Source organism: Pseudomonas sp. PDM22, assembly GCF_014851965.1.
Lineage (GTDB): Bacteria > Pseudomonadota > Gammaproteobacteria > Pseudomonadales > Pseudomonadaceae > Pseudomonas.
In genome coordinates this window covers 144,805-168,350 of the sequence record NZ_JACVAR010000011.1, presented here as the reverse complement: position 1 = coordinate 168,350, position 23,546 = coordinate 144,805, and the positions used below count along the sequence as shown (strand labels likewise).

The 23,546-nt window shown below is 63.8% G+C and carries 23 protein-coding genes; 7 read left to right on the top strand and 16 right to left on the bottom strand.

The window, feature by feature from the left end; genetic code table 11:
- Positions 1–593: 593 nt before the first annotated feature.
- The 6 genes from msrQ to IB255_RS29375 all read right to left on the bottom strand — a co-directional run bounded on the left by msrQ (position 594) and on the right by IB255_RS29375 (position 6,529).
- Entirely contained in the window at positions 594–1,202 is a 609-nt protein-coding gene (msrQ, locus tag IB255_RS29400) for a protein-methionine-sulfoxide reductase heme-binding subunit MsrQ (protein ID WP_081520741.1), read from the bottom strand.
- Positions 1,202–2,212: a protein-methionine-sulfoxide reductase catalytic subunit MsrP gene (gene msrP, locus IB255_RS29395; protein ID WP_081520740.1), complete on the bottom strand. Its 1,011-nt coding sequence runs from the start codon at positions 2,210–2,212 to the stop codon at positions 1,202–1,204. Before msrP ends, msrQ begins: the two co-directional genes overlap by 1 nt.
- Positions 2,213–2,269: 57 nt before the next feature.
- On the bottom strand, positions 2,270–3,094 hold the full coding sequence (pssA, locus tag IB255_RS29390) for a CDP-diacylglycerol--serine O-phosphatidyltransferase (protein WP_017516328.1): 825 nt from the start codon (positions 3,092–3,094) through the stop codon (positions 2,270–2,272).
- A 149-nt stretch (positions 3,095–3,243) separates the two neighbouring features.
- Positions 3,244–4,260, bottom strand: a complete 1,017-nt coding sequence (gene ilvC / locus IB255_RS29385) for a ketol-acid reductoisomerase (RefSeq protein ID WP_017516327.1) — start codon at positions 4,258–4,260, stop codon at positions 3,244–3,246.
- A gap of 44 nt (positions 4,261–4,304) precedes the next feature.
- The gene (gene ilvN / locus IB255_RS29380; RefSeq protein WP_081520739.1) at positions 4,305–4,796 is read right to left on the bottom strand and encodes an acetolactate synthase small subunit; all 492 of its coding nucleotides are present in this window, start codon (positions 4,794–4,796) and stop codon (positions 4,305–4,307) included.
- 2 nt (positions 4,797–4,798) lie between these two features.
- Positions 4,799–6,529: an acetolactate synthase 3 large subunit gene (locus IB255_RS29375; RefSeq protein WP_081520738.1), complete on the bottom strand. Its 1,731-nt coding sequence runs from the start codon at positions 6,527–6,529 to the stop codon at positions 4,799–4,801.
- A gap of 403 nt (positions 6,530–6,932) precedes the next feature.
- Between IB255_RS29375 and IB255_RS29370 the strand changes: the two genes are divergently transcribed.
- Positions 6,933–7,385 carry a DUF4124 domain-containing protein gene (locus IB255_RS29370; protein WP_081520737.1) on the top strand — a complete coding sequence of 151 codons (453 nt, stop codon included), beginning with the start codon at positions 6,933–6,935 and terminating at the stop codon, positions 7,383–7,385.
- A 7-nt stretch (positions 7,386–7,392) separates the two neighbouring features.
- Here IB255_RS29370 and IB255_RS29365 read toward each other — a convergent pair whose 3' ends face one another.
- Genes IB255_RS29365 through mrcB form a run of 3 tightly spaced genes read right to left on the bottom strand, consistent with a single transcriptional unit; the run spans position 7,393 to position 10,890 of the window.
- Positions 7,393–7,722, bottom strand: coding sequence for a YqcC family protein (locus IB255_RS29365; protein WP_081520736.1), 330 nt, complete (start codon positions 7,720–7,722; stop codon positions 7,393–7,395).
- Positions 7,722–8,549: a tetratricopeptide repeat protein gene (locus tag IB255_RS29360; RefSeq protein ID WP_081520735.1), complete on the bottom strand. Its 828-nt coding sequence runs from the start codon at positions 8,547–8,549 to the stop codon at positions 7,722–7,724. The genes IB255_RS29365 and IB255_RS29360 overlap by 1 nt, the downstream gene beginning before the upstream one ends.
- A 16-nt stretch (positions 8,550–8,565) precedes the next feature.
- On the bottom strand, positions 8,566–10,890 hold the full coding sequence (mrcB, locus tag IB255_RS29355; protein ID WP_139791701.1) for a penicillin-binding protein 1B: 2,325 nt from the start codon (positions 10,888–10,890) through the stop codon (positions 8,566–8,568).
- 216 nt (positions 10,891–11,106) lie between these two features.
- On the opposite strand from mrcB, the gene IB255_RS29350 reads away from it, so the two are divergent.
- The 3 genes from IB255_RS29350 (at position 11,107) to IB255_RS29340 (ending at position 14,077) form a co-directional block, all read left to right on the top strand.
- Positions 11,107–12,669 (top strand): AAA family ATPase, encoded by a 1,563-nt coding sequence (locus IB255_RS29350; RefSeq protein ID WP_081520733.1) that lies wholly within the window; start codon positions 11,107–11,109, stop codon positions 12,667–12,669.
- 230 nt (positions 12,670–12,899) lie between these two features.
- Entirely contained in the window at positions 12,900–13,172 is a 273-nt protein-coding gene (locus IB255_RS29345) for a TfoX/Sxy family protein (protein WP_045216847.1), read from the top strand.
- Between the two features lie 104 nt (positions 13,173–13,276).
- The gene (locus IB255_RS29340) at positions 13,277–14,077 is read left to right on the top strand and encodes a cyclic nucleotide-binding domain-containing protein (protein ID WP_045216845.1); all 801 of its coding nucleotides are present in this window, start codon (positions 13,277–13,279) and stop codon (positions 14,075–14,077) included.
- Positions 14,078–14,604: 527 nt separating this feature from the next.
- Here the strand turns inward: IB255_RS29340 and IB255_RS29335 are convergent.
- Genes IB255_RS29335 through IB255_RS29315 form a run of 5 tightly spaced genes read right to left on the bottom strand, consistent with a single transcriptional unit; the run spans position 14,605 to position 19,273 of the window.
- Positions 14,605–15,501 carry a ChaN family lipoprotein gene (locus IB255_RS29335; protein WP_192211233.1) on the bottom strand — a complete coding sequence of 299 codons (897 nt, stop codon included), beginning with the start codon at positions 15,499–15,501 and terminating at the stop codon, positions 14,605–14,607.
- Between the two features lie 11 nt (positions 15,502–15,512).
- The gene (locus IB255_RS29330; RefSeq protein WP_192211232.1) at positions 15,513–16,280 is read right to left on the bottom strand and encodes a heme ABC transporter ATP-binding protein; all 768 of its coding nucleotides are present in this window, start codon (positions 16,278–16,280) and stop codon (positions 15,513–15,515) included.
- On the bottom strand, positions 16,280–17,263 hold the full coding sequence (locus IB255_RS29325; protein ID WP_139791703.1) for a FecCD family ABC transporter permease: 984 nt from the start codon (positions 17,261–17,263) through the stop codon (positions 16,280–16,282). The genes IB255_RS29330 and IB255_RS29325 overlap by 1 nt, the downstream gene beginning before the upstream one ends.
- 50 nt (positions 17,264–17,313) lie before the next feature.
- Complete coding sequence (locus IB255_RS29320) at positions 17,314–18,207, bottom strand: heme/hemin ABC transporter substrate-binding protein (protein ID WP_192211231.1); 894 nt, start codon at positions 18,205–18,207, stop codon at positions 17,314–17,316.
- Between the two features lie 10 nt (positions 18,208–18,217).
- Positions 18,218–19,273 carry a hemin-degrading factor gene (locus IB255_RS29315; RefSeq protein WP_192211230.1) on the bottom strand — a complete coding sequence of 352 codons (1,056 nt, stop codon included), beginning with the start codon at positions 19,271–19,273 and terminating at the stop codon, positions 18,218–18,220.
- A 269-nt stretch (positions 19,274–19,542) separates the two neighbouring features.
- Here IB255_RS29315 and IB255_RS29310 point away from each other — a divergent pair, with 269 nt between their 5' ends.
- Positions 19,543–19,860, top strand: a complete 318-nt coding sequence (locus IB255_RS29310; RefSeq protein ID WP_192211229.1) for a Rieske (2Fe-2S) protein — start codon at positions 19,543–19,545, stop codon at positions 19,858–19,860.
- A 38-nt stretch (positions 19,861–19,898) separates the two neighbouring features.
- Here IB255_RS29310 and sfsA read toward each other — a convergent pair whose 3' ends face one another.
- Both sfsA and IB255_RS29300 read right to left on the bottom strand, forming a co-directional pair.
- Positions 19,899–20,606: a DNA/RNA nuclease SfsA gene (gene sfsA / locus IB255_RS29305; RefSeq protein ID WP_192211228.1), complete on the bottom strand. Its 708-nt coding sequence runs from the start codon at positions 20,604–20,606 to the stop codon at positions 19,899–19,901.
- Positions 20,606–21,778 carry a pyridoxal phosphate-dependent aminotransferase gene (locus IB255_RS29300; protein WP_081520725.1) on the bottom strand — a complete coding sequence of 391 codons (1,173 nt, stop codon included), beginning with the start codon at positions 21,776–21,778 and terminating at the stop codon, positions 20,606–20,608. Before IB255_RS29300 ends, sfsA begins: the two co-directional genes overlap by 1 nt.
- 334 nt (positions 21,779–22,112) lie before the next feature.
- Here IB255_RS29300 and dksA point away from each other — a divergent pair, with 334 nt between their 5' ends.
- Both dksA and gluQRS read left to right on the top strand, forming a co-directional pair.
- Positions 22,113–22,556: an RNA polymerase-binding protein DksA gene (dksA, locus tag IB255_RS29295; protein ID WP_015478905.1), complete on the top strand. Its 444-nt coding sequence runs from the start codon at positions 22,113–22,115 to the stop codon at positions 22,554–22,556.
- 85 nt (positions 22,557–22,641) lie between these two features.
- Positions 22,642–23,529, top strand: a complete 888-nt coding sequence (gene gluQRS / locus IB255_RS29290; protein WP_081520724.1) for a tRNA glutamyl-Q(34) synthetase GluQRS — start codon at positions 22,642–22,644, stop codon at positions 23,527–23,529.
- Positions 23,530–23,546 lie beyond the last annotated feature (17 nt).

The following is a 23,546-nucleotide window of genomic DNA, read 5'->3' as shown; positions in this document are numbered from 1 at the left end:
GGCCTGCCGCCAGCGTTCAATCTGAGCCATGATCAAACTCTTCAGTTCAATACTGCTTGGGTTTTGAGAAAACCCTAAACTTGGCTCAGCAATCGCATGCTCTATTTAAAGAGCTAAAACTCTCGAACTCACGAGTGTTACTTGCGCTGCTGATAATCAGTCGATCATCAGTCTTACATCACAAGCACCCACACGAATTGCTTGATTCAACTTGTTAAAGAGCGTTTGGCTGAGGCTTTCGTCTCAACCGAGGCGCGTATTCTACGCTAACCTCTCTTTCCGTCAAGCTTTATTTTTCGAAAATTTCTTTTCTACTCAATCGCTTGTGCTTCAGCGAAGGAAACCTTCTCATCAGCGGGAGGCGCATTCTACAGCGATAAAACTCACTGTCAACCACCTCGGCGATCTTCTTTTCAGCTCGCTGCCGGAGCAGCTAATGAAGAGCGGCAAGCGAATCACCTGCCTGACCACCACCCTCAACTTCGAATCTCTGTAAGTACTTGATTTTCAAGTTCTTTCAGCGCTTCGTCGCTGGGAGTGGTGCGCATTATAGGGAGTTTAAATCGGCCGTCAACGACTAATTTAAACTTTCTTCAGTTAGCCGCCAGGCGGCCCCGCAGCAACGGTAGACGCCGGGCCACTGGCGGTATCCGCAAGAGCAGCAGGACCAAGCCTATGGCTGCATAGACCGCCCAGCGCTCCAGATCGGAGCGTACGACCCACAGCATATGCAGTAATCCCAGACCGAGGATGACATATATCAGGCGATGCAGTTTCTTCCAGCCTGCCCCCAGCCTCCGCATGCTGTAGCGGTTGGAAGTAATCGCCAGGGAGAGCAAGCCGAGGAAGGCAACGACCCCGACGATGATATAGGGACGCTTGCGCAGTTCGACGCCCAACTGCGCCCAGTCCAGCCCCAGAATGAAGACGGCATAGGCGCCCAGGTGCAGCACTATATAGGTGAAGCACCACAGCCCCAGCTGTCGACGGACCTGTACCCAGCCTCCCCAGCGGGTGATCTTCTGCAGGGGAGTCATGGTCAGGGTTATGAGCAACAGGATCAGACCTCCCTGCCCCAGCCGGTCTACCAATGCCTTGCCCGGGTCCGGGCCAAGATCGAAGATCCACGCCTGGTACAGCCAATAAAGCGGCGGCAGCAACGCAGTCAGAAACACCCCGGCCCGCCAGAACGGATAGCGCATCAGTAATCCTTCCTCAGGTCCATGCCTGCATAGAGCGAAGCGACCTCATCGGCGTAGCCGTTGAACATGAGGGTAGGACGAACATTGGGGCTGAATAGTCCACTGGGCAGGCGCCGCTCGCGCGCCTGACTCCAGCGAGGATGGTCCACGGTCGGATTGACGTTGGCATAGAAACCGTACTCATCAGCCGCCAGGCTTTGCCAGGTGGTCTTGGGCTGCTCTTCCACGAAGCTGATCCGCACGATGGACTTGGCCCCCTTGAACCCGTACTTCCACGGCACCACCAGGCGAAGCGGTGCTCCGTTCTGGTTCGCCAGCACCCGGCCATACATGCCGACTGCCAATATCGCCAACGGATGCATGGCTTCGTCCATACGCAACCCTTCCACATAGGGCCAGTCGATCAGGGCGAAGTTGGACTGCACACCCGGCATGTCCTTGCGATCCACCAGCGTTTCGAAGCGTACGTATTTCGCCTTGCTGGTCGGCTCCACTCGCTTGATCAGGTCGGATATCGGGAAGCCAATCCAGGGAATGACCATTGACCACGCTTCGACACAGCGCAGCCGATAGATGCGCTCTTCCAACTGATAGGGCTTGATGAAGTCTTCGAGCCCATACTTGCCCGGCTTGCCCACCTCCCCATCAATCACCACTGACCACGGCTCGGTCTTCAGCGCGCCGGCATTGGCGGCAGGATCGCCCTTGTCGGGACCGAACTCGTAGAAGTTGTTGTAGGTGGTCGCGTCCTTGAATGGCGTGATGGCTTCATCTTTCACCGTCACGGCATCCCAGCGGGTAGCCGACAGCTTCTCCGCCAACCAGGAAGGAGCAGCCGTTTCGGCCACATCGGCATAGCGACCGCCATCGGCAAGGCTCAGACGGGGCAGTCCGGACAGCGCGGCAGCCGCCATCGCACCACCGAGAAAGTGACGACGGGAAAGATAGAGGGATTCAGGAGTGACTTCCGATTCGTGGCAATCGGAAAGACGGGACGACTTGATCAGCATGACGGGCTCCGCAACGACTGGCTGTATGCGCCAGTAGACTGCGGAGCCCGCTAGAAATTACACGGCAGGCGGCTGCTTGCGACGGCGCAATTGCAACAAGTATTGCACCGGGCCGGAGGTGGCGTAAGCAAGGAACAGCAGGAGCAGGATGCGCGGCGGGTCGGTGAAGACCACGGCGAATGCCAGCACCACCACCAGGATCGCCATGAACGGCACGCGACCACGCAGGTCGAGGTCCTTGAAGCTGTAGTACTTGATGTTGCTGACCATCAGCATGCCGGCGGCAGCGACCATCAGGGCAACCAGCAGGGAAACCTTGGCACCCTGCACGTCGAAGTCGGCGAACGCCCACACCGTACCGGCAACCAGCGCCGCGGCAGCCGGACTGGCCAGACCGATGAAGTAGCGCTTGTCGGCCTTGCCCACCTGAGTGTTGAAGCGTGCCAGGCGCAGCGCCGCACCCGCGACATAGATGAAGGCAACCATCCAGCCGACCTTGCCCAGGCTGCTCAGCGCCCACTCGAAGGCGACCAGTGCCGGCGCGACACCAAAGGCGACCATGTCGGACAGCGAGTCGTACTCGGCGCCGAAGGCACTCTGGGTATTGGTCAGGCGGGCCACGCGACCGTCGAGGCCGTCAAGGACCATGGCGACGAAGATGGCGATGGCGGCGTTGGAGAAGTCGCCATTCATGGCATTGATGATGGCGTAGAGGCCGGTGAACAGTGCCGCGGTGGTGAACAGGTTGGGCAGCAGGTAAATGCCGCGATGACGAACCTTGCGACCTTCGGCGTCATGCCCCTCTTCGATGTGTTCATCGATGGGCAGCAGACTTTCTTCGGTGTCGGAAGCCTTGTTCGGCTCCTCGTGACCTTCACTCATGGACGATTCCTTGAGAACTCGTTGAGGCTGAGATTCGCCGGGGCACGCTACCGCGCAGACTCACCCGACGCCCCCGCTTTATACCAGATCACCGCCCTTAAACGAAAAAACGCGGCAAGCGCCGCGTTTCTTCGTTCGTCGAATGGACCTTAGTTCTTGGTCTTGTCGACGATCTTGTTGGCAGCGATCCACGGCATCATGGCGCGCAGCTGCTCGCCGATGACTTCGATGCCGTGAGCGGCGTTGTTACGGCGCTTGGCGGTCATCGATGGGTAGTTGGTGGCGCCTTCGGAGATGAACATCTTGGCGTATTCGCCGTCCTGGATGCGCTTCAGAGCGTTGCGCATGGCCTGGCGGGATTCGGCGTTGATGACTTCCGGACCGGTCACGTACTCGCCGTATTCGGCGTTGTTCGAGATCGAGTAGTTCATGTTGGCGATGCCGCCTTCGTACATGAGGTCAACGATCAGCTTCAGTTCGTGCAGGCACTCGAAGTAGGCCATTTCCGGAGCGTAACCAGCTTCGACCAGGGTTTCGAAACCGGCTTTCACCAGCTCGACGCAGCCGCCGCACAGAACAGCCTGCTCGCCGAACAGGTCGGTTTCGGTCTCGTCCTTGAAGGTGGTTTCGATGATGCCGGTACGGCCGCCGCCGACGCCGCAGGCGTAGGACAGAGCGACGTTCTTGGCATTGCCCGAAGCGTCCTGGTAGATGGCGATCAGGTCAGGGATGCCGCCGCCCTTGACGAACTCGGAGCGCACGGTGTGGCCCGGGGCTTTCGGCGCGATCATGATCACGTCTAGGTCAGCGCGCGGTACAACCTGGTTGTAGTGGATGGAGAAGCCGTGAGCGAAGGCCAGGGTAGCGCCCTTCTTCAGGTTCGGCTCGATCTCGTCCTTGTACAGGCGGCCTTGGAACTCGTCCGGAGTCAGGATCATGACCAGGTCGGCAGCGGCAACGGCTTCGGCCACTTCGGCGACTTTCAGGCCATGGTTCTGGGCCTTGGCAACGGAGGAAGAACCCGCACGCAGGCCGACGGTGACGTCGACGCCGGAGTCTTTCAGGTTGCAGGCGTGGGCGTGGCCTTGGGATCCGTAACCGATGATGGCAACTTTCTTGCCCTGAACGATGGAGAGGTCACAGTCTTTATCGTAGAAAACGCGCATTTGGGTAATCCCCTGTCAGTTGGCCTCGTGGGCCGTATTTCAAATCAGATGCTGAGAGTCTTGTCGCCACGGGCAATGCCGGTGACGCCACTGCGGACAACTTCGAGGATCGACGCGGTGCCGACTGCCTGGATGAAGCTGTCCAGCTTGTCGCTGGTACCGGCCAGCTGCACGGTGTAGACGCTGCTGGTGACGTCGACGATCTGGCCGCGGAAGATGTCGGTGGTGCGCTTGACCTCAGCGCGCTGGGCGCCGGTGGCCTTCACTTTCACCAGCATCAGCTCGCGCTCGATGTGCGCGCTCTCCGAGAGGTTCACCAGTTTTACCACCTCGATGAGCTTGTTGAGGTTCTTGGTGATCTGCTCGATGACCTCATCCTGACCGGCGGTGGTCAGGGTCAGGCGCGACAGCGTCGGGTCCTCGGTCGGGGCGACGGTCAGGCTTTCGATGTTGTAGTTGCGCTGGGAGAACAGGCCGACCACGCGGGAGAGCGCGCCGGGTTCGTTTTCCAGCAACAGGGAAATGATGTGTCGCATGATCAGGTACGCTCCGTCTTGCTCAGCCACATGTCGCGCATCGCACCACCGCGGATCTGCATCGGGTAGACGTGCTCGCTGGTATCGACCTGGATGTCGAGGAAGACCAGGCGATTCTTCATCGCGAAGGCTTCTTCCATCATCGGTTTCAGGTCCTTCAGGTCGGTGATGCGCATGCCGACGTGGCCATACGCTTCAGCCAGCTTGACGAAGTCCGGCAGCGATTCCATGTAGGAGTGCGAATAACGGCTGTTGTACTGCATGTCCTGCCATTGGCGGACCATGCCCAGCGCACCGTTGTTCAGGTTGACGATCTTCACCGGCAGGTCGTACTGCAGGCAGGTGGACAGCTCCTGGATGTTCATCTGGATGCTGCCCTCACCGGTCACGCAGGCGACGTCGGCTTCGGGGAAGTTCAGCTTCACGCCCATGGCGGCCGGGAAGCCGAAGCCCATGGTGCCCAGGCCACCGGAGTTGATCCAGCGATTGGGTTTGTTGAAGCGGTAGTACTGCGCCGCGAACATCTGGTGCTGGCCCACGTCGGAAGCGACGAAAGCATCACCGTTGGTGACTTCGCAGAGGGTCTCGATCACGGTCTGCGGCTTGATGATGCTGCCGTCGCCCATGTTGTACGGGAACAGGCCGCGGGTGCCGCGCCATTCCTCGATCTGCTTCCACCAGGCAGCCTGGGCTTCCTTATTCGGGGTCTCGCCGATTTCCTTGAGGATCGCGACCATTTCGGTCAGGACGCTGTCCACCGGGCCGACGATCGGGATGTCGGCCTTGACCGTCTTGGAGATCGAGGCCGGGTCGATGTCGACGTGGATGATCTTGGCGTTCGGGCAGAACTTGGCAGCGGTCTCGCCGTTGATCACGCGGTCGTCGAAGCGTGCGCCGACAGCGAAGATCACGTCAGCGTGGTGCATCGCGAGGTTCGCGGTGTAGCTGCCGTGCATGCCGAGCATGCCGACGAACTGGCGATCGGTACCCGGATAGCCACCCAGACCCATCAGGGTGTTGGTGACCGGCACATTGAGCATGCGCGCGACTTCGGTCAGCGGCTCGGCGGCATTGCCCATGATCACGCCACCACCGGCGTAGATGATCGGGCGCTTGGCAGCCAGCATCATCTCGGCAGCCTTGCGGATCTGGCCGGAGTGGCCACGGACCGCCGGGCTGTAGGAGCGCAGCTTGACCTTCTTCGGGTAGTTGTACTCGAACTTCTGGGTCGGATCGCCCATGTCCTTCGGAATATCGATCACCACCGGGCCGGGACGGCCGGACTGGGCGATGTAGAAGGCCTTCTTGATGACCTCGGGGATTTCCGACGGGTGCTTGATGATGAAGCTGTGCTTCACGATCGGGCGGGAGATACCGACCATGTCGGTTTCCTGGAACGCGTCGGTACCGACCATGTTGCTCGCCACCTGGCCGGAGATCACCACCATCGGGATGGAGTCCATGTAGGCGGTAGCGATGCCGGTGACGGCGTTGGTCGCGCCGGGACCGGAGGTCACCAGCACCACGCCCGGCTTGCCGGTGGCGCGCGCATAGCCGTCGGCCATGTGGGTAGCGGCCTGCTCGTGGCGAACCAGGATGTGGGTTACTTCGTTCTCTTTGAAGAGAGCGTCGTAGATATGCAGGAGGGCACCGCCCGGGTACCCGTAGATGTACTTAACGCCTTCGTCACGCAGGGAGCGGACGACCATTTCAGCGCCGGATAAAAGTTCCACGTTGTCACCTCTAGAACGCTATATACGGAAACCCCCAACGTGGGGGACCGACTTGGATGGCTGCCCGGCAGACATGGGCGAATGTAATCGCCGGCTACGTCGACTGCCGATTGAGCAGAACCTGGAGACGCTCCTGTTTGTGTTACGGAGAGCCTCCACCCAGCGCGAGGTAACGCGAAACAGGGTGAAACTTTGCGGCGCGGGTAGCACCTCTTGTCTGCCGAGTAAAACCAGCTTGCGGCCGGCCCACTGCAGCGAACCTTGGATTCTTCTGAAACGAAGCGGCCAAGTCAAGCCATATATGGCTTTGAATGAAGCGGGGATGTGAACTTTCTCAGAGTGAATAAGCGCACGATTTGGTTATAGTTACCGACAGACTCCGCATCCCAAGGATCGACAAAGCATGCGACGGACGATTTTCCTGGGCAGCCTGCTGCTCGCACTGGCCCCGACCGTGATGGCCGCGCAGGTCTACAAGTGGGTCGATGCCCAGGGCATCACCCATTTCGGCGCTCAGCCGCCGGAAGGCACCGATGCCGCCACGGTGAACACCAATACGGCGCCGCCCAAGGCCAGCAGCAATTTCCCGCCGCCTGCCGCCGCCAAGCCGGTGCTGCCGCCCAGCGCAGACGAAAAGCAGAAGGCCGCCGACGAGAAGGTGCGTCAGGAAGTGGCGCAGCAGGAAGCCGAGCGAGTCCAGCAATGCGAGAGGCTGCGCGCCGATGTGGCACAACTGAAGAACAACCCGCGCGTCCGCGTGGACGACGGCAATGGTGACCTGCGCCGGATCACCGAAGAGGAACGTCAGGGACGCATCGCGGCCAGCGAAAAGAGCATTCGCGAGAACTGCAACTGACGCCCGCTCAGGGCGTCGGGCTGATCAGCTGATCGAAGGCGCCGAGCGCATCCAGCAGCGCCGCAACGCGCGCGCCTTCATTGGCATAAGCCATTTCCGCGATGGCGCGGATGCCAGAAGCACTGGGCAGATCCGCGCCGCTCTCGATGATCAGTTTCATCCGCGGCAGGAAAATCCACTGCAGCCACTCCTCCAGCGCCAATGTGTCCACGCAGAAGGGCTCGATGCTCGAAAGCCTGTCCGTCGACGGGCTCTCGGCTCCCCACATCCCGACCGCACGCAGCTCCCGCTCGATCAGCAGCAACTGATCGGCAACGGCCAGCACGCGGGCGTCCATTACAGGGTCACCTTGGCTTTCTGACGCGCTTCGGCAGCGCCGGCAGCGTTGCCCTGCTGGTCACGGCACTTGGCGATCAAATCCCACAGACTGGCCTGCATGGTCGGGCGACCGTTGGCCAGCGACAGGCCACGCAGCGCTACCTGTTCGGCTTGCGCGGCATCGCCCTGGGCCAGGCGAACCTGAGCCAGCTTGTAGAGCACCTGCGGCTCGCGCGGCGCGATGCGCTGGGCACGCTCCAGGCTCGCGGCAGCGCCGTTCAGATCACCACCACCCTGCTGCTGCGAAGCGGAGGTCAGCAGCGCCAGCACCGGACCATCCAGTTGCTCGTCCGCCGACAGGCCGGAGTTGCTCCGCGGAATCCCCGACGGCCCCTGGTAGGTGCTGCCCTGGCTCGACGGCGCGGCCTGCTGGGTCTGGTACGCCGGCTGCTGGTAGGTCTGCGACTGGAAACCACCATTGGAGGTGATACCACCACTGGTGGAAATCGGCTGCTGCGAAGAATAGGTCGAGCCGGCAGCACCCGGAGACGTGGTCATCGGCGCGGTGCTGATCGGCGCGGCGCCGGTCTGTGCCGGGAAGGTCTGGATCGGCGCCATGCCGGCATCCTGCGGGACCATCACGGTAACGCCGGAGTCACCCTGCGGGATGCTCTGACCGGCACCAGCGCGCACCGGTGCCTGAGTGTTGCCACCGCTGCGGCCGACGCGCTCCGAGTTGGAGACGGAGGTACCGGAGTCCTGCACGGGAATCGCGCCGTGCTGCGGGGACGCGCAACCGGACAGAAGCGCCAGAGTCGCCGACGCTGCAAACCAAGCTTTTCTCACTTCCAATCCTCTTGCATCAGTTCAACCAGCCGCGCACCCAGTCCATGACTTCGCCGGCCGGCGTCTGGTTTCCGCAACCTGCGCCCAGCGCAGGCTCGCTTCCTCGAATATAAGGCATCTGTACTGCACCGGGGCAGTTGGCGTCAGTGCCCTGCCCGGTATGCGGATCGACCCAGGCCTGCACCACATTGTCCGGCATCGGCATGTCCAGCGGCGCCGGATTGGCCTTGCGCATGAAGCTGGTCCAGATCTGCAACGCACCGGTGGCGCCGGTGAGCGGCGTCTTGCCGTTGTCATCGCGACCGATCCACACCACCGCGAGCAGGTCCTGACCGAAGCCGGAGAACCAGCTATCGCGGGAGTCGTTGGTGGTGCCGGTCTTGCCCGCCAGGGTCAGGGACGCCGGCAGCTGGTTGTAGACGGAGCGGCCGGTGCCCTCGCGCATCACGCGCTGCATGGCGCTCTGCAGCAGGTAGATGGCGCCCGGATCGAAGCGCTGCTGGACCTGGAACGGATAACGCTTGAGCGGCTGCCCGTCGGCCGCCAGCACGCTGCGAATACTGCGCAGCGGCGTGTTGAAGCCGCCGCTGGCGATGGTCTGGTACATGGTCGCCACCTGCATCGGGCTCAGCGCACCGGCGCCCAGCAGCATCGACGGATAGGCCGGCCAGTTCGGCGAAACGCCCAGGCGCTCCAGCGTCTTCAGAACGTTCGGCACGCCCAGGTCAAGACCCAGCCTGGCAGTGGACAGGTTCAGCGAACGAGCCAGCCCCTGGTAGAGGAAGATCGTGCCGTTGGCGGTGCCTTCATAGTTCTTCGGCGTCCAGACCTGACCATCCTTGCCCTTCACCTGGAACGGCTGGTCCTGGATGTAGCTGGTCAGGGTGTACTGGCTCGGCTTTTCCAGCGCGGTCAGATAGACCGCCGGTTTGACCAGCGAACCGATCGGCCGCACCGCATCGACGGCGCGGTTGAAGCCGGCGAAGCGCGGGTCGCGGCTGCCGAGCAACGCCTGGATCTCACCGGTTTCCGGGTTGGTCACGACCATCGCGGTTTCGGTTTCGGCGACGCCCTTGCGGCCTTCGAGACGCTTGAAGGTTTCGCTGACGGCGGACTCGGCCTTCATCTGCAGGATGGGGTCGAAGCTGGTGAAGATACGCAGACCTTCTTCGGTGAGGTCCTCGTCGCGGTAATCCTCGCGCAGTTGGCGTTTAACCAGGTCGAGGAAGGCCGGGTAGGAACTGTTGGCCATGCTGCCCTGGCGAGTCACGCCCAGCGGCGTCTGCTTGGCGGCAGCGGCTTCGTCGGCAGTGATCACACCCTGCTCGGCGAGCACGTCGAGCACCACGTTGCGGCGCTCCAGCGCACGCTCGGGGTTGCGGCGCGGGTTGTAATAGGAGGGCCCTTTCACCATGCCGACCAGCAGAGCCACCTGCGGCAGCTTGAGCTCCGACAGCGGCTGACTGAAGAAGTACTGGCTGGCGAGACCGAAGCCGTTCACCGAGCGCTGGCCGTCCTGACCGAGGAATACCTCGTTGAGGTAACCTTCGAGGATTTCACGCTTGTCGTAATGCAACTCAAGCAGCACCGCCATCATGGCTTCGGTGAGCTTGCGCGACAGGCTGCGTTCGTTGGTCAGGAAGAAGTTCTTCACCAGCTGCTGGGTCAGCGTACTGCCACCCTGGCGCAACTGGCCGGCGCTGGCGTTGACCCAGACGGCGCGGGCGATGGACTTGATCGAAACCCCGTGGTGGGTCCAGAAGTCACGGTCTTCCACAGCGACCAGGGTATCGATCAGGTACGGCGGCACCTGGTCGAGCTTGATCAGGATGCGGTCTTCGTTGTGCGCCGGGTACAGGCCGCCGATCAGCAACGGCTCCATCCGAGCTACAGCAAGGTCGCCACCGTTGGCGCGACTCAGGCCGGCCACATAGTCGCCGGAGAAGCGCACGCGAATGCGCTGCGCCGGCTCGGCACCTTCATAGAACTGGAAGCCGCGTGTGTTCAGGTCGACGGCATTGCCGGCCACCGACACCGCGCCCGGCCCTGCGACCGAAGTCTCGCGCCGATAGCCCAGGGCATCCAGCTCGCGCAGGAAGTCGTCCTTGCCCAGTTTCAGGCCGACGAACAGTTCCAGCGGCCGAGCATAGACCTTGGCGGGAATGGTCCAGCGTTTGCCGGAGAACTTCTCCTGGACAACCGCATCGAGGTACACGGCAAAACCGGCCAGCACCACCACGCCAACCAGACCGAGCTTGAGAGCCCAGCCCAGCCACTTGCGCATGGCAGGCGACGATTTGCCGCTTTTTTTACGAGGTTTGGAAGATCGGGGACGCGTCATGGCGGCGCATTATACGTACTTTATCCACAGGAGACAGACGCCGCTCCAGCGGGCGTCCAGGCTTGATGCGAACTGCCGCGCATCTCGCGGTTACGGCAGTCGCCGAGCTATGACCCCACGATGGCCATTTGGTTGCCGGTCGGCCGCACAGTTTGCAGCTACCGACCCAGCCGCCATAATGCCTGCCTTCAGATATTCGACCGGAAAGGACATCACGTGAGCCAGACCTTACTCGCAGCCCTGCAGAACCCCACCCTCTTCCCTCATCCGGTCGACGGGTTCCGGGTCATCGAAACCCACATTTCCTGGGTGCTGCTCACTGGCTCCTATGTCTACAAGATCAAGAAGCCGGTGAACTTCGGTTTCCTCGACTTCACCGACCTCGCCCAGCGCAAGCACTTCTGCGAGGAGGAGCTGCGCCTGAACCAGCGCCTGACCGAAGGCCTGTACCTCGACGTGATTGCCATCACCGGCAGCGAGACCGCACCGCAGCTGAACGGTGAAGGCCCGGCCATCGAGTACATGCTCCAGTGCCGCGAATTCCCGCAAACCCAACTGCTCAGCGAAGTACAGGCCCGCGGCGAACTGGGCGCCGAGCACATCGACGGCCTGGCCAGGCAGATCGCCGACTTCCACCTGCGCACCCCCATCGTACCTACCGAGCACCCGCTGGGTACCCCGCAAGCCTGCATGGCGCCCGTGCGGCAGAACTTCGAGCAGATTCGCCCGATGCTCTCCGACAAGGCCGACCTGCAACAGCTCGACGCCCTGGAAGCCTGGGCAGAATCCAGCTTCGAACGCCTGCACAGCGTGTTCGAGCAGCGCAAGGCGAATGGCTTCATCCGCGAATGCCATGGCGACATTCACCTGGGTAACGCCGCGATCATTGATGGCAAGGCCGTGCTGTTCGACTGCATCGAATTCAACGAACCGTTCCGCTTCACCGACGTTACCGCCGACTACGCCTTCCTCGCCATGGACCTGGAAGACCGTGGCCTGAAATGCCTGTCGCGGCGCTTCGTCAGCCAGTACCTGGAATACACCGGCGACTACCAGTCCCTGGCCCTGCTGAACTTCTACAAGGCCTACCGCGCCCTGGTCCGCGCCAAGATCGCGCTGTTCAGCCTGGCGCACCAGACCGACGCCGTGCAGAAGGCCGCGACCCTGCGCCAGTACCGCAACTACGCCAACCTGGCGGAAAGCTACAGCGCCATCCCCTCGCGTTTCCTGGCCGTCACCGTCGGCGTTTCCGCTGTCGGCAAGAGCCAGGTTGCCCTGCGCCTGGTGGAAGCGCTGGGCGCCGTTCGCCTGCGCTCGGACGTGGAGCGCAAGCGCCTGTTCGGTGAACAGAAGACCGATCAGCAGGGCCAGCTCAAGAGCGGCATCTATGACGCCGACTCCACCGCCGCGACCTACCAGCGCCTCAACGAACTGGCCGTGGACATTCTCCGCGCCGGCTACCCGGTCGTGCTGGACGCCACCTTCCTCAAGCGCGAGCAGCGCGCCGCCGCGTGGGAAATCGCCGAGGAAACCGGCGTGCCCTTCCTGATCCTCGACTGTCACGCACCGGAGGCCGTGATCGCCGGCTGGTTGGCCCAGCGCCAGAACGACGGCAACGATCCGTCCGACGCCACCCTGGAAGTCGTCCAGGCGCAACTGGCCAGCCGCGACGACCTCAGCGCCGAGGAGCAGCAGCACAGCAAGCGCGTCAACACCCCGGAAGCCGCCAGCCTCGACGCCCTGGTCGCCAGCATCCGCCAGCGCCTGCCCGGCCTCTGATCCACCGCCTGTCGGCCGGAGAACGCCCCAAGTGGCGTTCTCCGGCTAGCGGCGACGCCGCACGACCAGCCTTCGACGACGACAACGCCCTGCCCCGCATTCATGGCGATGTCACAAAGCCACGTTTTTCCCAGTCACCGCTACACTTCCTTCTGAGTGTCCGGCCGCTACGAGCAGTTCTCGGCCCCTTCAAGACCTGACACCCATCGCGCCCATCGCAAGGACAGACGATGAACGACGAACTGCTGCACCTGAAGAACCTAGGCAAGACCTCCGCCCAATGGCTGCATGCCGTGGGCATTCACAGCGCCAGCGACCTGCGCCGTCTGGGGGCGGTCGGCGCCTATCGGGCCGTGCGCGCAAGGGGCTTCCGCGCCTCGAAAGTGCTGCTCTATGCCATCGAGGGCGCCCTGCTGGATGTGCACTGGAACGACCTGCCACCCGCGCACAAGGCTGCTCTTCTTGGCGAGCTTGAGACATTTCCCGCACGTAACAAGAGCTAGCTCACAAGCTCTGTGTGAAAATGTTTACGCAAGGTACCTGTCCGCTTATGGTTTCAGGGCCCTTCGTGCGCCCTCGACCGTCGCCATATCAAGGAATTACGGCCATGTACCTACTCGGTGAACAACCCGCCTATGCCGATCGACTGATCAATCGGCTGCAGGGCATTCCGGCGCAATTGCTCGCCGGCCTTGAGCCCGCAGGCGAAGCCATTCGCCTGGAGCGCTCCGACGATCTGGAAGGCGAGCTGCCCGGCAAGCATCTGTTCCTCATCGAGAACGGCCTGGTCCATGCCCTGGTGGATGAACGCCCGCTGTTCTACCTGCAGGAAGGCGACCTGGTCGGCCTGCGCCAGGGCATCGAGCTGCCACCCTGCCGCTATGTCAGCGAAGAGCCGCTGTGCCTGATTCCCTATTCGCGCAGCGAAGTGTTCCGCCATATCCACAGCCACGAGCAGCGGCAGGAACAGTTCCTGCACTACCTGATCGGCCATACCGCGCTGCTGTCGGATGCCCTGGCGCACCTCAAGCAGCCGGAGATTCGCCCGGCCACCGGCTTCCAGCACTTCGCCGCCGGCGCCCAGCTGATCCAGCAGGGTGACGACGCCGAGCACGTGTTCATCATCATCGAGGGCCACGCCGAAGCCTTCGTCGACGGGCAGAAGGTCGGCGATGTGCAGAAAGACGAGATCTTCGGCGCCATGGCCGTGTTCACCCGCGAGAAACGCAGCGCCTCGGTGATCGCCAGCGAGCCGTGTACCGTGATGGTGATCCCCAAGGACCAGTTCCTCAGCCTGATGCAGAGCAACCCGCGCATCGCCCACAGCCTCATCGAAGGCATGGCGCGGCGCATTGACCTGCTGAACAAGGAAGTCACCCAGCTGCGCCTGCAACGCCAGGCCGACTGATCCGCTTCCACCTGAGAAAGCCCGGCCCAGCGCCGGGCTTTTTCGTTTGCGCAGGCGGAATTTCGCGGACGAGAAAAAATCTGCAGAAAAGAGGTTGACTCTCAAATGATAATGATTATTATTGAGTCATCTGGTCGCGAGGCCAGATCGATAACCTCAAGAGACCACGCAGTCGGACTCTTCAGATTATCTCCTCATCAGGCTAATCACGGTTTCGACCCGGCACTTTGCCGGGTCTTTTTTTGCCTCGATTTTTTCCTTCGCGCGGCGCATTCACGTCCACCAGAAAATCTTCGGATCGGTCGAAGAAAAGGTGTTGACTCTCAAATGATAATGGTTATTATTACAACCACTGGCTGCGAGGCCAGTTGGATAAGCTCGAGAGACCACGCAGTCGGACTCTTCAGATTATCTCCTCATCAGGCTAATCACGGTTTGGACCCGGCACTTTGCCGGGTCTTTTTTTGCCCGCGATTTCTGCCACGACCGTCCTTCATCCACTCATGAAAAAGGGCCTTTCGGCCCCTTCACATATTGCCGCGCATCTGCGCGCAGTAATCCGTCGGCGGCTGTGCCGGTGTGTACCAGGCGAAGTCCGCCTGAGCCGGCTCCACCACCCTGCCCACTTCCGCCAGCATCACCACCTTCAACCCTTGAGCGGCGTCCAGGTCCTGCAGGTGCAGCGGAACGCCCAGATCACGGCGCGCATGGAAACCACCGGCAATCAGCAGGGAAGGTTCGGGCGCCGCCTTGAAACGTTCGGCCAGGCGCCGATCGCGTTGCTGCTGCACCGCCAGCATCGCCGGCAGCTGACTGTCCGGCAGCAGGCCACAGTGGGACTCGCGGATGTCCTGCAGCAGCGCATCGCGCACCGAGGTCGCCGTGGAGGCTGGACCCTGCAATTCGGGCTTGTTCCGGTAGATGGCCATGATCTCGCTGCGATCCAGGTTGGCCGCCAGCAGCGGCGCCGGCTGTTTCACCAGCCAGGTCACCAGCGGGCCGTACTGTGACCAGTCCCAGCCTGGTTGCCAGCGCAGCGCACCGATCAGGTCTTCCGGCGTATCACCCTTCGCTGCCGTGGACTGGGCAGCGCTCACGGCGCTCTGCTGATCGGGGTTGAGCATCTCCAGCAGCACGCTGCCAGTCGGGCGGCGCTCGGCCAGAGCGCGCGCCAGCCAGAGCTCGAGTGCATGGTGATCGGGGTTGTCGTGCTGCTCGCCGACTATCACCCGCGGTGCGGCAGCCAGTCGGTCGAGCAGTTGCGCTGGCGACAGCTCTTCACCGCTACGCAGATCGCGGATTACCCCCAGTTCGGTGCTGTCGCGCCCTTCCGGGCTCTGCCAGACCGGCAGCGGCGGCACGCTCACCCGAGCCTGGCAGGCGGCGAGCATCGCCAGCAGCGGGACGAGCAGGACTTTCTTCATGGCGACTCCCTTCAGCGCGCGATGATCAGCGGATGGCCGCGTTCCGGGTGCTCCTGCACCAGCACATCGAGGCCGAAGACAGTGCGCAGCGGCTCGGCCTGTAGCACTTCGCAAGGGGTGCCGAGCAGATGCGCGCGCGCCTCGTGCAGCAGTAACAGGCGATCACAGTAACGCGCCGCGAGATTCAGGTCGTGCAGGATCACCAGCACCGCCGCTCCGCGCCCGGCGAAATCGCGCACGGCTTGCAGCGTGGTGTGCTGGTGCAGTGGGTCGAGCGCCGAGGTCGGTTCATCCAGCAGCAGCACCTGTTCTGCGCCGCCCGGCCACAGCTGCGCCAGCACTCGGGCAAGGTGCACCCGCTGGCGCTCGCCGCCGGAGAGCGCCAGGTAGCTGCGCCCGGCCAGGTGCGAGGCATCGGCGGCGGCCATGGCTTCGCGGATGATCTCCTCGTCGCGCTGGCGGCCACTGTCGTGGGGCAAGCGTCCGAAGCCAACCACCGCCTCGACGGGGAATGCGAAGTTCAGCGAAGACGATTGCGGCAGCACCGCCAACCGGCGTGCGCGCTCGGTACCTTGCCAGGAGCCCAGCGGGCGGCCGTCGAGACTCACTGATCCACCGGCCAGCGGCAGTTCCCCGTTCATGGCGCCAAGCAGGGTGCTCTTGCCCGCACCGTTGGGGCCGAGAACGCCGAGCACTTCGCCCGGCTGCAGCGCCACGCTCACCTCCTGCAGAACGGTCAGGGCGCCGCGCTTCACCAGCAGCTTGTCTGCACACAGCATCAGGAACGCCCCCGGATCAGCAGATAAAGGAAGAACGGCGCACCGATCAGCGCGGTAACGATGCCGATCGGCAGTTCCGCCGGCGCCAGCGCCAGCCGCGCGATCAGGTCGGCGAGCAGAAGCAGGATCGCACCGCCGAACATCGAGGCGGGCAGCAGCACGCGGTGATCCGGGCCGACGATCAGGCGCAGCAGGTGCGGCACCACCAGGCCGATGAAACCGATCATCCCGGCGGCAGCCACAGCCGCGCCGACGCCCAGCGCGGTGCAGAGGATCAGTTCGAGTTTCAGCCGCTCGACATCGAAGCCCAGGTGACGCGCTTCGGATTCGCCCAGCAGCAGCGCATTCAAGGCATTCACCCGGCGCGGCAGCCAGCAGGCCACCAGCAGGGTGATCAGCAGCAGCGGCCACAGGCGCGGATAGCTCGCGCCGTTGAGGCTGCCGAGGTTCCAGAACGTCAGGGTGCGCAGCGTGGCATCATCGGCGAGGTAGGTGAACAGGCCGATCAGCGCGCCCGCCAGCGCGGTCAGCGCGATACCGGCGAGCAGCATGGTCGCCACACTCGTCTGGCCGTTATGGCGCCCCAGCCGGTAGACCAGCGCCGTCACCGACAGGCCGCCGGCAAAAGCGCAGGCGGACAGTAGATAAGGAGCGAAGGCCTCGGGCAACCCACCGATGGACGCACCAAAAACGATGGCAATGGCCGCCCCCAGCGCAGCACCGCTGGAAACACCGATCAGGCCGGGATCGGCCAGCGGGTTGCGGAACAGCCCCTGCATGGCCACGCCGGCCAGCGCCAGCACGCCGCCGGTCGCAATGCCCAGCAAGGTCCGCGGCAGGCGAATCTGCCCGACGATCAGTTCGGCCTGACCGAGGCCATCGGCGGACACCGGCAGCCCGAGCATGTGCGCCAGCGCGCGCAGGGTATCACCCAGCGGCAGGCTCACCGGCCCGAGAGCCAGTGAGAGCCAGACGACCAGCAACAGGAGAAAACCGAGGAGCAGGAACAGCGGTCGAGCGGTAACGATCCGGGTCAAGGACGACTTTCCGTGTTCAGGGCCTGCGCGGAAGGATAAAAGGCCTGGGAGAGGCTAGCCAGCCCGTCCGGGATGCGCGGGCCGAGACCGCCCACCAGCAGGGTCGGATCGAGCACCAGAACACGACCTTCACGCAGCGCGCTGGTCGCGGCCAGTCCGGGGTTCTGCTGGGTCAGTGCGGCGCGGGCCTTGTCGCCGTCCAGGGAGCGATCGCTGAGCACCACCACCTGCGGATTCAGCGCAGTGAGGGCTTCGGTCGACAGCGTCTTGTAGCCGGTATGGGTCGCCAGGTTGCGGCCACCGGCGTGCTGGATCAGCCAGTCGCCGGAAGTGTCCTGCCCGGCCACCAGCAGGTTGCCGCCAGCGTGCCCGACCAGCAGGACGACACCGGGCGCGGCTTGCGCGGACTGGGCTTTCTTTACCCACGCGTTCTGCGCGGCGAGACGCGCATCGAAGTCCGCCACGGCATGCCTGGCCTTGTCCGGCGCACCAAGCAGTTCGCCCAGACGCTGAATGGTGTCACGCACGGTCTTCTCGTCAGCCTTGGCCGAGAGCGTCTCGATCCGCACACCAGCGGCACGCAGTTGCTGCAGTACCGGCGGCGGACCCATCTCTTCGCTGCCCTGCAGGATGTCCGGTTTCAGCGCGAGGATGCCTTCGGCGGCGAGCTGCCGCTGATAGCCGATCTTCGGCAGCGCGTGGAGCGATGCGGGGTGCAGGCTGGTGGTGTCGACGCCCACCAGCTTGGCCTCGCCGCCCAGGGCGACGACCCATTCGCTCAGCGAACCACCGGCGCTCACCCAGCGCTGGGGCAACGCGTCGGCCAACGCGCTGGTGGCAGTCAGGCAAAGCCCGGCGAACAGCGCGCGTGCAGTCATGGAAATCTTCATGTGTCGCCCCTCAGAGTGCCGGGAAGGATTCGGCGAGTTCGCGCCAGCTCTGCAGTTCCGGAACGCCGGGCTTGCGCGCACCGAACACCTGCAGCACCAGCTCGCCATGGGCATCGAAGGCTTCCCAGCTGGTGACCACGCCATCGCTGCTGGGCTTGCGCACGCGCCACAGTTCAACCACGCCCGGGGTCTTCAGGTGCAGGTTGAACAGCGGGTCGAGGACGTTGAACCAGTCGTCCATCCACTTGAGATTCTGCACGGTGCCGGTGTGAATCTGGATGCAGTGGGCGTTGCCGACGAAGATCATGATCGGCAATTGCTTGGTCCCCGCTGCTTCCAGCAGACGCGGCAGTTCGACGGTAGCCAGCGGCTCGGCCCACTCGCGGCCGGCGAGGCGCAGCGCCTGGGTGCGCTGGACCTTGTGCTTCTTCAGCAGGGCGAAGAAGTGGTGAGTGTCTTTCAATGCCGACCAGCCTTCGCGCAGGGCGGCGACATCGATTTCGCCGTCGGCCAGCGGCGCGGCCTTGGGCTCCAGCGGGGCCAGGTCAAGCGCTGCGCTCTGCTCGGCGGCGGTGAAGCTGCGCACCAGCGGGTCCCAGGCCGCGAGGTCGCTCTGCTCGGTGAGGAAGACCTTGTGCACGGCGGTGCCCTGGCGGTCGAATACCTGGATGCTGCGCTGGGTGCCGTGGGCGGTCTCCTCGCTGATGGCGAAGGCGCTGGTCCAGCCGCCGAGGAACAGGCGCAGGTCGATGTCCGGAGACACCACCAGGCCCATCTGGCCATTGGCGGAGACGGTGACGTCACGGTACGGCCCCTTGCGCTCATGCACGCAATGCTCGTTGCGGGTCAGCGCCATGATCTGGCCCAGCTCCCCCAGCGCCGGCAGCAGCTCGGCCCAATCGCTGCGCAGGCGCACGGCGTCCACACCCAGGCGACTGGCAGTCAGCTCGGCTTCGCTCACGGCCAGGTGTTGCGCGGCATCGCGGGCGCGCAGGCGCGGTTTCTCGGCGCGCAGGGCTTGCCAGGCGCGGTACAGCTCGGAGGCCGGCGCAGTCAGGGTCGTCATCGCAGAATTCCTCGTTCGAAAGGTGGCCTGCCGCGGCGCGGCAGCATGGACGAACCTTGCCACAGGAAAATTAGGAAATCTATTTGATAATTATTTGCATTAAATATCAGAGAGGCTTAAGGTCGGCGCCGCTTTCGTTGGCAAGGCGCCAGCTCAGCCCTTCTTCAGCACACGCTCTTCAGCACAGGGAAGTGCACCCTCTTCCGGTATCGCCCTGCGGGCGCGGATAATGCCCGCCTCGTGATGCCGTACCTGGATGGAAGCCCCGGATGATCCTGCTCTGCGCCCCGCATGACCTGGCCGAAGGCCAGAGCCGGGGCTTCAAGGCCGCTGGCCTGAACCTCTTTGCCGTACGCCGCCAGGGCCGCGTCTACGCCTACCGCAACAGCTGCCCGCACCGGGAAATCCCGCTGGGCTACGACGCCGAGCGGTACCTCGATGCCAGTGGCCGCCTGCTGCAGTGCAGCCACCATGGCGCGCTGTTCCTCATCGAAACCGGCGAGTGCATCCAGGGACCATGCCTGGGGGAGGTGCTGGAGGTGCTGCCCTGCCGGGAGGATGAACAGGGCATCTGGCTGGAAATGTAGGAGCGGGCCAGGCCGCCGATCGCGCCCATGGGGCGCTCCTACAACAACACCTGCAACGGCCGCTCGAGCCGAATCTCCTGCGTATCAATCTGCGCCCCATACGCCAGCACCTCCACGCCGGCGTTGCGCGCCTCCGCCAGCGCCGCGGCGTAGGCCGGGTCGATTTCCACCGCTGGGCGAACCGCCTTGATACCCGACAGGTTCACCGCATACAGCAGCACCGCACGCATGCCCTCGCGCGCCAGCACCGCCAGCTCGCGCAGGTGCTTGGCACCACGCTGGGTCACGGCATCGGGGAAGGCGGCGACCGTGGTGTCGTCGAAGCCCAGGGTTACGCTCTTCACTTCCACGTACACCGGCTTGCCGGCGTACATCAGGCGAAAGTCCGCGCGGCTGTTCTCCTGCCCGTAGGCCACCTCGCGGCGCAGTTCGTCGAAGCCGGCCAGCTCCGTCACCGTACCGGCCAGCAGCGCCTCTTCCACCAGACGGTTGGCCCGCCCGGTGTTCACGCAGGCCAACCGGCCCTGCGGGGTTTCCACCAGCTCCCAGGTCCCCGGCAGCTTGCGCTTGGGGTCATCGGAGCGGCTGAACCAGAGACGGCAACCTTCGCTCATGCAGTTGAGCATCGAACCGGTGTTCGGGCAGTGGATGGTGAGCCGCTCACCACTGGCGGTCTCGATGTCCGCCAGGAAGCGCTTGTAGCGTTTGATCAGGCGCGCCTGTTCCAGCGCCGGTTCGAAGCGCATCAGGGACGCCAGGTCTTCAGGCCGCGCGCGATGCGCTCCACCGCCTGCTGCAGGCGTTCGACGCTCTGGGTGTAGGCGAAACGCACGTGGTGCGAAGCCTGGTAACGCCCGAAGTCGATGCCGGGCGTGAAGGCCACGTGTTCGGTCTCGATGAAGTGCTGGCAGAAGGCGTAGGCGTCGCCACCGAAGGCGCTGATATCCGCATACAGATAAAAGGCACCCTCCGGCTCCACGGCGATACCGAAGCCCAGTTCGCGCAGCGCCGGCAACAGGTAGTCGCGGCGGCGGCGGAATTCTTCGCGGCGCTCTTCGAGGATCGCCAGGGTCGCTGGCTCGAAACAGGCCAACGCCGCGTGCTGAGCCATGCTCGGCGCACTGATGTAGAGGTTCTGCGCGAGCTTCTCCAGTTCGCCCACCGCTTCGGGCGGCGCCACCAGCCAACCCAGGCGCCAGCCGGTCATGCCGAAATATTTGGAGAAACTGTTGAGGACGAAGGCGTCGTCATCCACTTCCAGGACGCTGGGCGCATCCAGGCCGTACGTCAGGCCGTGGTAGATCTCGTCCACCACCAGATGCCCGCCGCGCGCCTTCAGGGCGCCAGACAGCGCGACGAGTTCGTCCTTGTGCAACAGGGTGCCGGTAGGATTCGCCGGCGATGCGGCCAGAGCGCCTACACTGTCCTGATCCCAGTGCCGTTCGATGAGTTCCGGGGTGAGCTGGTAACGGCTCTCCGGCCCCACCGGCACCAGTTGCGCGGCGCCTTCCACCAGGCGCAGGAAGTGGCGGTTGCACGGGTAGCCCGGATCGGCCAGCAGCCAGTGCTTGCCCGGATCCACCAGCAGGCTGCTGGCGAGCAGCAGGGCACCGGAGCCGCCAGGCGTGACGAGAATGCGTTGCGGGTCGATCGACAGCCCGTAGCGCTGGGCGTAGAAGCCGGCGATGGCTTCGCGCAGGGCCGGCAGGCCACGTGCGGCGGTATAGCGCGTGTGACCATTTGCCAGGGCCTTCTGCCCGGCCTCGACGATGGGCGCGGCGGTGGTGAAGTCCGGCTCGCCGATTTCCAGGTGGATGACGTCGTGACCCGCGGCCTGCAGCTCGTTGGCCCGCGCCAGCAGCGCCATGACGTGAAAGGGTTCGATGGCGCGGCTGCGCGCACTGAAGGTGGTGGCCATGGAATATTCCGAACTTTGCGACAGAGCCGGGATTCTAACAGGCCACTGATGAATTCTGGGCGGCCGCGCCTGTGATGTGCGGCTTCCGGGAACTTGCAGGCTTCGTCTGGCGAACGCCGACGATTCTGCTCAGGTTTGCAGAAAAACCCACTGGCGATGACCGGTGGGTCGCCGACCTGGCGATCAGGTCATGTGCGGGCACTGGCAGGCTCGATAACCGGGAGTAGCATCGCGGTTATCGTTCTGGTAAGTTCGCCCGCTGCGAGCGCGGGGCCGGCGGTGCCGGAGAGGGACCATCCGCGAGAGGATTAGCGAGAGTGAGAGGCGGTCATCCATGCCCACCAAAGCAAAGCAACAGAGCAGCCAACTGATTCGTGGCTTCGAGCCCTACCAGGAAACCAAGGGCGAGGAGTACATGAGTGATCGCATGCGCGCGCACTTCACCTCCATCCTCAACAAGTGGAAAGTTGAGCTGATGGAAGAAGTGGACCGCACCGTGCACCACATGCAGGACGAAGCGGCCAACTTCCCCGACCCGGCCGACCGTGCCAGCCAGGAAGAAGAGTTCAGCCTTGAGCTGCGCGCCCGCGACCGCGAGCGCAAGCTGATCAAGAAGATCGACGAGACCCTGCAGCTGATCGAAGACAACGATTACGGCTGGTGCGACTCCTGCGGCGTCGAGATCGGCATTCGCCGTCTGGAAGCCCGCCCCACCGCCACCCTTTGCATCGACTGCAAGACCCTGGCGGAAATCAAGGAAAAGCAGCTGGGCTCCTGAGCCTGGTTGATCCCGGACGGGGCGCTGCGGCGCCCCGTTTCGTTTCTGCGTTTTATAGATGGTCTTCCAGCAGCAGAGAGTTCCCATGCCCGCCTCCCGCTACGTCGGACGCTTTGCCCCCACGCCCAGCGGCTACCTGCACTTCGGTTCGCTGGTGGCGGCAGTGGCCTCCTACCTGGACGCGCGCGCCGTGGGGGGAAAGTGGCTGGTGCGCATGGAAGACCTCGACCCACCGCGCGAAATGCCCGGCGCCCAGACCGCCATCCTGGAGACCCTCGAGCGCTATGGCTTCGAGTGGGACGGCCCGGTCGAGCACCAGAGCGAGCGCGGCAACGCCTATGCCGCCCAGGTCGAGCAATGGCTGCGCAGCGGCCTGGCCTACGCCTGCACCTGTTCGCGCAAGCAGCTCGAAGGCAGCCACGGCATCTATCCCGGCACCTGCCGCGACGCCCAGCATGACTGGCACGGCGACGTCGCCATCCGCATCCGCGTGCCGGAGCTGGACTACCGCTTCACCGATCGGCTGCAGGGCGAATTCCACCAGCACCTGGGCCGCGAAGTGGGCGACTTTGTCATCCGCCGCCGCGACGGGCTGTTCGCCTATCAGTTGGCGGTAGTGCTGGACGATGCCTGGCAGGGTATTACCGACATCGTTCGCGGCGCCGACCTGCTGGACAACACCCCGCGCCAGCTCTACCTGCAGGAACTGCTGGGCATCGCCGCCCCGCGCTACCTGCATGTGCCGCTGATCATCCAGCCCGACGGCCACAAGCTCGGCAAGTCCTACCGATCGCCGCCACTGGAAGCCGACCAGGCCGCCCCGCTGCTGGTGCGCGCCTTGAAGGCACTGGGACAGAAGCCGCCCACCGAGCTGCTGCAGGCCACGCCCCACGAGGTGCTCGCCTGGGGCATCGCGCACTGGGATGCCGATGCGATCCCCCACAGCCTGACGCTGGAAGATGCGCGGCTCTAGACTTGTACCCGTCCCCA

Coding starts and splice junctions, on each gene's coding strand:
- msrQ (WP_081520741.1), bottom strand. CDS start 1,202: ATGCGCTATCCGTTCTGGCGGGCCGGGGTGTTTCTGACTGCGTTGCTG.
- msrP (WP_081520740.1), bottom strand. CDS start 2,212: ATGCTGATCAAGTCGTCCCGTCTTTCCGATTGCCACGAATCGGAAGTC.
- pssA (WP_017516328.1), bottom strand. CDS start 3,094: ATGAGTGAAGGTCACGAGGAGCCGAACAAGGCTTCCGACACCGAAGAA.
- ilvC (WP_017516327.1), bottom strand. CDS start 4,260: ATGCGCGTTTTCTACGATAAAGACTGTGACCTCTCCATCGTTCAGGGC.
- ilvN (WP_081520739.1), bottom strand. CDS start 4,796: ATGCGACACATCATTTCCCTGTTGCTGGAAAACGAACCCGGCGCGCTC.
- IB255_RS29370 (WP_081520737.1), top strand. CDS start 6,933: ATGCGACGGACGATTTTCCTGGGCAGCCTGCTGCTCGCACTGGCCCCG.
- IB255_RS29365 (WP_081520736.1), bottom strand. CDS start 7,722: ATGGACGCCCGCGTGCTGGCCGTTGCCGATCAGTTGCTGCTGATCGAG.
- mrcB (WP_139791701.1), bottom strand. CDS start 10,890: ATGACGCGTCCCCGATCTTCCAAACCTCGTAAAAAAAGCGGCAAATCG.
- IB255_RS29345 (WP_045216847.1), top strand. CDS start 12,900: ATGAACGACGAACTGCTGCACCTGAAGAACCTAGGCAAGACCTCCGCC.
- IB255_RS29340 (WP_045216845.1), top strand. CDS start 13,277: ATGTACCTACTCGGTGAACAACCCGCCTATGCCGATCGACTGATCAAT.
- IB255_RS29335 (WP_192211233.1), bottom strand. CDS start 15,501: ATGAAGAAAGTCCTGCTCGTCCCGCTGCTGGCGATGCTCGCCGCCTGC.
- IB255_RS29330 (WP_192211232.1), bottom strand. CDS start 16,280: ATGCTGTGTGCAGACAAGCTGCTGGTGAAGCGCGGCGCCCTGACCGTT.
- IB255_RS29320 (WP_192211231.1), bottom strand. CDS start 18,207: ATGAAGATTTCCATGACTGCACGCGCGCTGTTCGCCGGGCTTTGCCTG.
- IB255_RS29315 (WP_192211230.1), bottom strand. CDS start 19,273: ATGACGACCCTGACTGCGCCGGCCTCCGAGCTGTACCGCGCCTGGCAA.
- IB255_RS29310 (WP_192211229.1), top strand. CDS start 19,543: ATGATCCTGCTCTGCGCCCCGCATGACCTGGCCGAAGGCCAGAGCCGG.
- sfsA (WP_192211228.1), bottom strand. CDS start 20,606: ATGCGCTTCGAACCGGCGCTGGAACAGGCGCGCCTGATCAAACGCTAC.
- IB255_RS29300 (WP_081520725.1), bottom strand. CDS start 21,778: ATGGCCACCACCTTCAGTGCGCGCAGCCGCGCCATCGAACCCTTTCAC.
- dksA (WP_015478905.1), top strand. CDS start 22,113: ATGCCCACCAAAGCAAAGCAACAGAGCAGCCAACTGATTCGTGGCTTC.
- gluQRS (WP_081520724.1), top strand. CDS start 22,642: ATGCCCGCCTCCCGCTACGTCGGACGCTTTGCCCCCACGCCCAGCGGC.